The organism is Streptomyces sp. S6 (genome assembly GCF_054880855.1).
Genome location: NZ_JBTYMC010000280.1, coordinates 1 through 8,766, shown reverse-complemented (window position 1 = coordinate 8,766; position 8,766 = coordinate 1). Strand labels below are relative to the sequence as shown.

The 8,766-nt window shown below is 72.6% G+C and carries 10 protein-coding genes; 5 read left to right on the top strand and 5 right to left on the bottom strand.

Going from position 1 to position 8,766, the window contains the following annotated elements; translation table 11 throughout:
- A partial coding sequence (locus ACVNF4_RS28175) for a CBS domain-containing protein (protein ID WP_461805697.1) occupies positions 1 to 211 on the bottom strand: 211 nt, incomplete at its 3' end.
- Positions 212 to 382: 171 nt separating this feature from the next.
- On the opposite strand from ACVNF4_RS28175, the gene ACVNF4_RS28170 reads away from it, so the two are divergent.
- The gene (locus ACVNF4_RS28170; RefSeq protein WP_461805696.1) at positions 383 to 1,270 is read left to right on the top strand and encodes a universal stress protein; all 888 of its coding nucleotides are present in this window, start codon (positions 383 to 385) and stop codon (positions 1,268 to 1,270) included.
- Positions 1,271 to 1,479: 209 nt separating this feature from the next.
- On the opposite strand, the gene ACVNF4_RS28165 is transcribed toward ACVNF4_RS28170, so the two are convergent.
- From ACVNF4_RS28165 to ACVNF4_RS28150, 4 genes are all read right to left on the bottom strand, one after another.
- On the bottom strand, positions 1,480 to 1,947 hold the full coding sequence (locus ACVNF4_RS28165; protein WP_461805695.1) for a hypothetical protein: 468 nt from the start codon (positions 1,945 to 1,947) through the stop codon (positions 1,480 to 1,482).
- 138 nt (positions 1,948 to 2,085) lie between these two features.
- Complete coding sequence (locus ACVNF4_RS28160; protein WP_461805694.1) at positions 2,086 to 2,589, bottom strand: flavin reductase family protein; 504 nt, start codon at positions 2,587 to 2,589, stop codon at positions 2,086 to 2,088.
- Entirely contained in the window at positions 2,586 to 3,533 is a 948-nt protein-coding gene (locus ACVNF4_RS28155) for a 3-hydroxyacyl-CoA dehydrogenase NAD-binding domain-containing protein (RefSeq protein ID WP_461805693.1), read from the bottom strand. Before ACVNF4_RS28155 ends, ACVNF4_RS28160 begins: the two co-directional genes overlap by 4 nt.
- A gap of 8 nt (positions 3,534 to 3,541) precedes the next feature.
- Entirely contained in the window at positions 3,542 to 4,609 is a 1,068-nt protein-coding gene (locus ACVNF4_RS28150) for an LLM class flavin-dependent oxidoreductase (protein WP_461805692.1), read from the bottom strand.
- Positions 4,610 to 4,771: 162 nt separating this feature from the next.
- Between ACVNF4_RS28150 and ACVNF4_RS28145 the strand changes: the two genes are divergently transcribed.
- The 4 genes from ACVNF4_RS28145 to ACVNF4_RS28130 form a co-directional block, all read left to right on the top strand.
- Positions 4,772 to 5,257, top strand: a complete 486-nt coding sequence (locus ACVNF4_RS28145) for a MarR family winged helix-turn-helix transcriptional regulator (RefSeq protein ID WP_461805691.1) — start codon at positions 4,772 to 4,774, stop codon at positions 5,255 to 5,257.
- 5 nt (positions 5,258 to 5,262) lie between these two features.
- Positions 5,263 to 6,741 carry an MFS transporter gene (locus ACVNF4_RS28140; RefSeq protein WP_461805690.1) on the top strand — a complete coding sequence of 493 codons (1,479 nt, stop codon included), beginning with the start codon at positions 5,263 to 5,265 and terminating at the stop codon, positions 6,739 to 6,741.
- Positions 6,742 to 6,768: 27 nt separating this feature from the next.
- A complete protein-coding gene (locus ACVNF4_RS28135) occupies positions 6,769 to 8,445 on the top strand; it encodes a CocE/NonD family hydrolase (RefSeq protein ID WP_461805689.1) in 1,677 nt (558 codons plus the stop codon).
- Positions 8,446 to 8,482: 37 nt separating this feature from the next.
- Positions 8,483 to 8,766 (top strand): alcohol dehydrogenase catalytic domain-containing protein (locus ACVNF4_RS28130; RefSeq protein WP_461805688.1); only part of this gene is annotated, 284 nt, incomplete at its 3' end.

The window sequence follows — 8,766 nt, the reverse complement described above, 5'->3', positions numbered from 1 at the left end:
CCCCGAGGTGGCGGCGGCCCGGCCGGGCGGTCTGGTGCGGGAGGAGGTCGGTTCCGGAGACGACGCCGAGCACGGTGCCGTCGTCCTCGACCACCGGGAGGCCGCTGACGCGGTGCTCGTCGAGCAGCCGCACCACTTCCTTGAACGGTGTGCCGTACCCGGCGGTGACGACCTCACGGGTCATCAGAGCACCGACCTTCACGGGCTTCATGTCCGATCCTCCCTCGCACTCGTGGGTTCCTGTTTCCAGGTTCCGGCGCCGGACGTCCGGCTCACAGAGGCCGGACGGCCCCCGCCGGGGCCCCGGTGGGCCCCTTACCGCGCACGTGGGGGCGCGCGACGCTGGGGGCGCAGAGCAGGTCTTCCGGCTGGAGGTGTCGTGATGGAACAGCCCGTGGTCGTCGGGGTCGACGGTTCCGACGAGAGCATGGCCGCCGCGCACTGGGCGGCGCGGGAGGCGGTACGGCGAGGCCGGCCGCTGCGTCTGGTGCACGCCTGGAACCGGTACACGCGGCAGCGGGACACCGTCCTCGCCGGAGCCGCACAGCGTCAACTGGCCCGCCGTGCGCTGGAGCGGGCCGAGCGGCGGGTGCGGGCCGCGTGTCCCGGACTGCCGCTGAGCGACGAAATGGTGGCGGGCCCGGCGACCACCGCCCTCGTGCGGGAGGCGGAGCGGGCACGGCCGCTGGTGCTGGGGTCGCACGGACTGGGCGCGTTCACCGGGTTCGTGGTGGGGTCGGTGGCCCTGGGGGTGGTGGCGAAGGCGACGGGCCCGGTCGTGCTGGTGCGCTCCGACGCGGACGCGCCCGACGAGCACGTCCCGGAGCCCGACGGCACCGCCTCGACGTACACGGACTACCGCGACGTCGTCCTCGCCGTCGACATCGCCGACCCCTGCGACGACGTCATCGAGTTCGCCTTCGAGGCGGCGCAACTGAGGCAGGCCCGCCTGCGCGCCGTGCACGCCTGGTACCCGCCCGGCGCGAACGCCCACGGCTCGGGAGACACCGCGTTCCTCCCCCGCTCCGCCCTGGCCGAGGAGTGGCTGGGCTTCCTCAAGGCCGTCCTCGCCCCCTGGCGCGACAAGTACCCCGACGTCCCCGTCCTGGAGACCGTCGTCGAGGACAGGCCCACCAGCGCCGTCGTCCGCACCGCGACCGACGCGAGCCTCCTCGTCGTGGGCCACCGCCTCGGCCACCGCACGGGCCCCGTCACCCACGCGGTCATCGAGCGCACCGGGTGCGCGGTGGCGGTGGTGCCGCACGGCTGAGGGCTCGCGGCCGATCGGCGTCGACGGGAAGTCTCGGGCGGCGGGGGCGAGGGGAACCGCGTGCCGGATGCCACCGCTCCGCGTCCGAAGCCGGGGAACGTCAATCGGCCCTCCCCTGACCGGAACCACACCACAGGAACCCGTCGAGCGCCCGCGAACGGCGAAGACCCCCGTGCCGGGTGGCATCGGGGGTATTCGCCGGGCGGGGGTCAGACGCGGTGGGCCGTCAGGGTGACGGTGAACGTCTCGATGAGGTTGCCCTGGGTGTCGTAGCGGCCCGAGGTGCCGGTCGAGGACCAGGTGTCACCGTTGAGGGTGCCGGTCTGGTCGGCCTTGACGTAGGAGACGACGGTGCCGGCGGAGTTGTAGATCGGGTGCTCCAGGTGGAAGGTGAACGAGGAGCCGCTCTCCTTCCAGGTGCCGGTGGCGAGGTAGGCGTTGTCCTCCGGAACCATCTTCAGGGTGCCGTTGCCGTAGAAGAAGAAGTGCGGCTGGACCGGGTTGGGGCCGGCGGTGCCGGAGCCCTGCCACTCGCCGGCCAGGCTGGCGTACGTCGCGGCGGCGGCCGGGACGTCGGCGGTGGTGGTGGCCGCGGACGCGGCGGTGGCGCCCAGGCCCGTCAGGGCGAGTACGGCGGTGGCGGCGACGACGCCGGTGCGGGTGACGATGCTGCGCATGAGGTGCCTCTTCCGGGTGAGGTGCTGATGGTGAGGTGGTGCGTGAAACCACTCGGGTGGTGCGTGGTACGGAGAAGAGTCTGTTTCGGCCTCCTAGAGCGGTGATCGAGAGCCGCTCGCGGGGAGGCTGACGCGTCGTCAGGGCGCCAGTTCGCGGAAGGCGCCGTCGAAGTAGAGCATCGGGCGCCCGTCGCCCTCCCCGGTGTGGGTGACCTCCGCCACGAGGATCATGTGGTCGCCCGCGGTGTGCCGCTCCCGGATCCGGCAGGCGAGCGCGGCCAGGGCGCCGCGCACGGCCGGTGCGCCGTTGGGCAGCGTCTCGAAGGCGCCGTCCGTGAACTTGTCGGCGCCCCGGGTGGCGAACCGTCGCGCGACGGCCGTCTGGTCGTGGGCGAGGATGCTGATCCCGCAGTCGGTGGCCCGGGTGAACGTGTCGTACGACGTGGCGGTCTCGGCCAGGCAGACGAGCACGAGCGGCGGCCGCAGCGACACCGAGCAGAAGGAACTCGCCGTGAAGCCGTGCGGCGCCCCCAGCACGTCGCGCGCGGTGACGACGACCACCCCGCTGGCGAACCGGGCCAGGGCCGCCCGGAAGCTGTCGGCGTCGACGCCCCGCACCGTATCGGTGATGCCGCCGGTCACGGGTCGGCCCTCCCGGTGTCCTCGCCGGTCCGCAGCGCGGCGAGGACGGCCCCTTGGCGCACGTCCCGCGCCGCGGCCAGCCGCCGGTAGGCGTCGGCGTCCTGTCCGTACGCCCGCTCGGTCTGCTCGGCGAGCGTCCGTACGACGTCGTCGGTGAGCCCGGGTGTGCCGAGGTGCTCCCACTCGGCGGCCAGCCGGTCCCCGACGGCGCCCAGCATCCGTCTGAGGCCCCCGGGACCGCCGCCCAGGTGGAACGCCTGGAACGGGCCGACCGCCCCCCAGCGCAGTCCGAGCGAGCCGGTCACCACGGTGTCGACCTCCTCGGCCGTGAGGTACCCCTCGGCCACCAGGTGCACGGCCTCCCGCAGCAGCGCCGACTGCAGCCGGTTCGCGGGGGTGCCGGCCAGGGGGCGGCGCAGTGCGACCGGCACCTTGCCCAGGGACCGGTAGAACACGGCGGCCCGCTCGACGGCGTCCGGCCGGGTGCGGGTGCCCGGGACCAGTTCCACCAGCGGCATCAGATGGGCCGGGTTGAACGGGTGGCCGACCAGCAGCCCCGAGGGGTCGTCGAGGGTGGCGCCCAGCGCGTCCGCGGACAGCGACGAGGACGACGACAGCAGCAGCACGTGGTCCGGGGCGGCCCGCTCGACCTCGGCGAACACCTCCTGTTTCAGGGCGAGTTGCTCGCGCACGTTCTCCTGCACCAGATCGGTCCCGGTGACCGCCTTCGCCACGTCCGGCTCGATCGTGAGCCGGTCCAGCAGCCGGGCCGGGTCGGCGGGCAAAGCGGGCAGCGACGGGGCGAACAGCTCCACCGCCTCCCGCACCGCGCGCCCTGCGTCGGCCCGGCCGGTGCTGAGCCGTACGTCGAGGCCGCGGGCGAGGAACAACATGGTCCAGGCCAGACCGATGGTGCCCGCGCCGACCACGGTGACGGTGCGCACCGGCCCGGTCATCGGGCCTGCGGGGCGAAGTGCGGCGCCACCTGCCGTGCGAACAGCTCCGTCGAGCGCTCGGCGACCTCCACGGGCAGCAGTCCGGAGTGGATGGTCAGGCTGAGGGTGATGTCCGGGCCGAACCAGCCCTGGATGCGCTCGATCTGGGCGCGGACCTCGGCCGGCGACCCGGCCAGCAGCTTGTCCGCCGCCAGCTTCTTGTCGAAGTCGTAGGCGCGGGTGGCCTCCAGCATCCGTTCGTAGCCCGGGTAGGCGCTGCTGGAGACGCGCCCCCACGCGGAGACGGCCTCGGCCATGCGCTCGTTGTACGCCTCGTCGTCCGTGCGGGCCAGCCGGCGTGCCTCGTCGCCGTCCTCGGCGACGTAGGTGGGGTAGCTGAACTGCACGCGGCCCGGCCCCTCGTGGCCGGCTTCGGCGCGCGCCGCCCGGTAGGCGCCGAGCATCTCCTGGGCCTTCTCGACGGACGAGGCCGCGGGCACGAGCAGCAGGTGGTGGCCGGCACGCCCCGCGGACTCGCAGGATTCGAGGCTCATGGCGGTGGCGACATGGGTCGGCGGGTGCGGCCGTTGCACCGGGCGCGGCTGGAGGGTGACGGGGCCGAACTTGTGGAAGCGCCCTTCCCAGACCACGTCCTCCTCGGTCCACAGGCGGCGGATCGCTTCCACGTTCTCCTCGAACAGGGCGCGGCTGTCGTCGATGGACACGCCGAAGGCGGCGAACTCGTCGGGCAGGAAGGCCCGTCCGAAGCCCACCTCCAGCCGGCCGTGCGAGAGGTTGTCCAGCATGGCGAGCTTGCCCGCGAGCTTGACGGGGTGGGTGAACGCGGGCAGCACGGTGCCGGTGATCAGCCGGATGCGGCGGGTGCGGGCGGCCGCGGCGGCCAGGAAGGTGACCGGGTCGGGGCTGTAGCCGCCGTACCGGAAGAAGTAGTGCTCGACGATCTTCACGTGCTGGTAGCCGAGCGCGTCGGCGCGCTCGGCCACGGACAGTGCCTCGTCGTAGTAGGTCGCGCCGTCCTTGTCGGCGGGACCCACGGTCGGGAAGAAGGTCACTCCGAATTCCACTGTGCACCTCGCGGGCTGATGTCGACTGCGGTACGGCGACGCTCGCAAGCCTGGCTCGCAGTCGGCTGGAGGCCGGATCGAGCAAGAACGCACTTGCCAGGGACCGGACCGCCGGGTAATAGTTGGTTTGCCACAACCAACCAAGCGGGATCGGTGCCGGACATGGAACACACGTCAGCCACGCCGTCAGAGGGACCGGACGAGCAGCGCGAGGTCACCGGCGAGGTGGCATCGGCCCTTGCCGTGGTGGGGAACTGGATGTTCTCCACGGCGGCGCGGCGCCGCATCATGGCGGCCTCCGGTCTCGAACTGTCCCTCGGGGACTACACGCTGCTCGCCCAGATCTCCCAGCACGCACCCGTGCGGCTGTCGGTCCTCGCGGACCTGATGGAGGTCGACAAGTCCACGCTCACCCCGCCCGCCAAACGACTGGAGAGCCGCGGCTTCATCGTCCGCGAGCCCGACCCTGCGGACGCCCGCGCCCAGTTGGTGTCCGTCAGCCGGGCCGGCAAGCAGGCCGTCCGCAAGCTCTGGCAGGCCCGCGCCGCCGTCGTGGCCGAGCTGATGGAGGACTGGAGCACCACCGACATCAAGCGTCTGGCCACGTCTTTGGCGGCCTTCGCCGAAGCGATCGAGAAGAAGGGGTAGCGGCCGTGACCCACTTAGGGGCCCAGGACGGCACGAGTGGCGGCGGCGCGGCCACCGAGGCACCCGGCACCCGCCGGTCCCCGGACCGCACCGCACCACCCTGGGTGATCGTCACCCTCGCCTGCCTCGGCCAGTTCATGGTCCTGCTCGACGTGTCCATCGTGAACGTCGCGTTGCCGTCCATCCAGACCGGCCTCGGCTTCAGCGACACCGGCCTGCAATGGGTCGTGAACGCCTACACGCTCGCCTTCGCCGGCTTCCTGATGCTCGGCGGACGGGCCGGCGACCTGCTCGGCCGCAAACGCGTCTACATCGCCGGCATCGCCGTGTTCACCGCGGCGAGCCTGGTCGGCGGCCTCGCGGGCAGCCCCGGCGTCCTGATCGTCGCCCGTGTCGTGCAGGGCGTCGGCGCCGCCCTCCTGTCGCCGATCACCCTCTCCCTGCTCACCACCACCTTCCCCGAAGGGCCGAAACGGGCCTCTGCGCTGGGCCTGTGGAGCGCGGTGGCGGGCGGCGCCGGCGCGGTCGGCTCCATCGCCGGCGGGCTGCTCACCGGCTATCTGTCCTGGCGCTGGATCCTCCTGGTCAACATCCCCATCGGCATCGCGCTCATCGCCGGCTGTCTGCGCCATCTCGACCACCGGCGCGGCGAAGGACCGCGCCGGCTCGACGTCCTGGGCGCCGCCACCGTCACCCTCTCCCTCCTCGCCCTCGTGTACGGCATCGTCAACACCGCGTCGTACGGCTGGACTTCACCGCACGTCTGGCCGCCGCTGGTCATCGGCCTGGTGCTGCTCGGGCTGTTCTGCCTCGTCGAGGAGCGCGTCGCCGAGGTGCCGCTGATCCGGCTCGGTCTGCTGCGCGGCCGCTCGGTGGCCGGCGGCAACCTGGTGGGGATGATGACGAACGCCGCGTTCCTGTCGATGTGGTACTTCGTCTCGCTGTATCTGCAGAACGTGCGCGGCTACAGCCCCGTCCGGGCCGGACTGGCCTTCCTGCCGCACACCGTGATGGTGATGGCCGGGGCGCGGCTCAGCTCCCGGCTCATCTCCAGGGCTGGTACCCGTCCGCTCATCCTGGCCGGTGCCCTCAGCGCGCTCGCCGGCTTCGTGTGGCAGTCCCAGCTCGGTCCGCACAGCGACTTCGTGCTGATGGTCGCCGCGCCCGGGATGCTGATGGCGCTCGGTGTCGGGCTGGTCTTCACCCCCGTCGCCATGGCCGCCACCTCCGGGGTCACGCCCGCCGACGCCGGAGTGGTCTCCGGGCTGCTCAACACCTCACGGCAGATCGGCGGCGCCCTCGGCCTCGCCATCCTCACCACCGTCGCGACGAGCCGTATCCAGTCGCTCTCCGGTGCCGCTCAGCCCAGCCCGGACAACCTGGTCTCCGGCTACGGCCTGGCCTTCCTGGTGGCCGCGGCCTTCGTGGTCCTCGGCGCGGCGTCGGCACTCGTCCTGCCACGCCTCGCCGAGAACCGCTCCTGACGGCCGACCTTCCGACAAGGAGACCCCGTGAGCACCGACAAGCACCCCCTGACCCACCCGAACCTGCACTTCCGTGAGCCCAACCCGCTCGCCGACGGCAACTACCCGGGATTCGCGCCGGGTTCCCGGGTCGCCGACGGGATGCGCATCGACCGCGACGTCGAGATCCCGGTCCGGGACGGCGGCGTCCTGTACGCCGACGTGCACCGGCCCGCCGACCCCGGCGCGGCGCCGCTGCCCGTGCTGATCTCCTGGGGCCCCTACGGCAAGCACGGCGGCCGCAGCACCGCCCCCAGCCGCAGCGCCGCCAGCGGCGTCGACCCGTCCTGGGTCTCCCCGTACGCGGCGATCGAGGCCCCGGACCCGCTGTTCTGGTGCGGCCACGGCTACGCGGTGGTCTACGTCGACCCGCGCGGCACCTGGAGCACCCCCGGCGACTTCACCCTCGCCTCGGAACAGGAGGCGCAGGACTTCCACGACGCGATCGAGTGGGCCGGCACCCGTGACTGGTCCAGCGGCAAGGTCGGCCTGTCCGGTGTCTCGTACCTGAGCATCGCCCAGTGGCGGGTGGCTGCCACCAGGCCGCCGCACCTGGCCGCCATCAACCCGTGGGAGGGCCTGACCGACTTCTACCGGGACATCGCCTACCACGGCGGCATCCCGGAGACCGGGTTCATGGAGGTGTTCGCCCGGCACAGCCTCGGCTACTCCTCCACCCGCGTCGAGGACCTGGAGCGCCTCGCCGCCGAGCACCCCTTCGACGACGCGTACTGGGACGCCAAAAGGGCGGTCCTGGAGAACGTCGAGGTGCCCGCGTACGTCGTCGCGAGCTGGTCCAACCAGGGCCTGCACGGCCGGGGCACCCTGGAGGGCTTCAAGCGCATCTCCTCGGCCGACAAGTGGCTGGAGGTGCACGGCCGCAAGACCTGGGAGTACTACTACCGGCCCGAGAACGTCGCCAGCCAGCTGCGGTTCTTCGACTGGGCGCTGAAGGGCGAGGACAACGGCTGGACCGAGCGGCCGAAGGTGCTCACCGAGGTGCGCGAACGGGCGGACAGCGGCTATGTCGCGGCGGAGCGGGAGTGGCCCGTCGCCCGCACCGAGTACGTGCCGCTGTACCTGGACGCGGCCCGGGGCACCCTGGTCGACAAGCCGCCGCTGACCGAGGCCGAGGTGAGCTACCCGGTGCGGGAGGGCGAGGGGGTCGGCGGGACGCGGTTCGGCTACGAGTTCACCGAGCGCACCCGGCTCACCGGCCACGCCAAGCTGCGGCTGTGGCTGGAGGCCCGGGGCTCCGACGACGCCGACGTCTTCGTCGCGCTGCGCAAGAGGGACGCCTCGGGCCAGGAGGTGCCGTTCCCGTTCTTCGCGCTGTACGACAACGGCCCCGTCGCCCTCGACTGGCTGCGGGCCAGCCACCGGGCCCTGGACGAGCAGCGCTCCACACCGTGGCAGCCCTGGCACCGGCACAACCGCGAGCAGTTGCTCGAACCCGGTGTCCCGGTCGCCCTCGACATCGAGATCTGGCCGTCGTCGACGCTCTTCGAACCGGGCGAAAGCCTCGAAGTCGTCGTCCAGGCGGGCGATGTCGTCACCGGCGTCCTGCCCGGACACCGCGTCACCCGCAACGCCGGCGACCACATCATCCGCACCGGCGGCCGGTTCGACAGCCATCTGCTCGTCCCCGTCGTCGCGGACGAGTGATCCGTTCCCGATCATCCACCAGAAGGAGTGAGGACAGGTGCGTGCCGTCCTGCTGAAAGATTTCGGTCCTCCGGACCGGCTGACCGTGGCCGAGGTACCCGACCCGCGCCCCGCCCGGGGCCAGGTGACGGTCCGGGTGGCCGCCGTCGGCATCCAGTTCCTGGAGACCCAGGTCCGCTCCGGCATGATGCGCGGGGCCCTGGGCGGCGCGCCGCTGCCCGTGATCCTCGGCAAGGAGGTCGCGGGTGAGGTCGTCGAGGCCGGGGCGGGCGTCGACACGTCGCTCGTCGGCAGCCGGGTGCTCGCCACGACCGGCGGTTT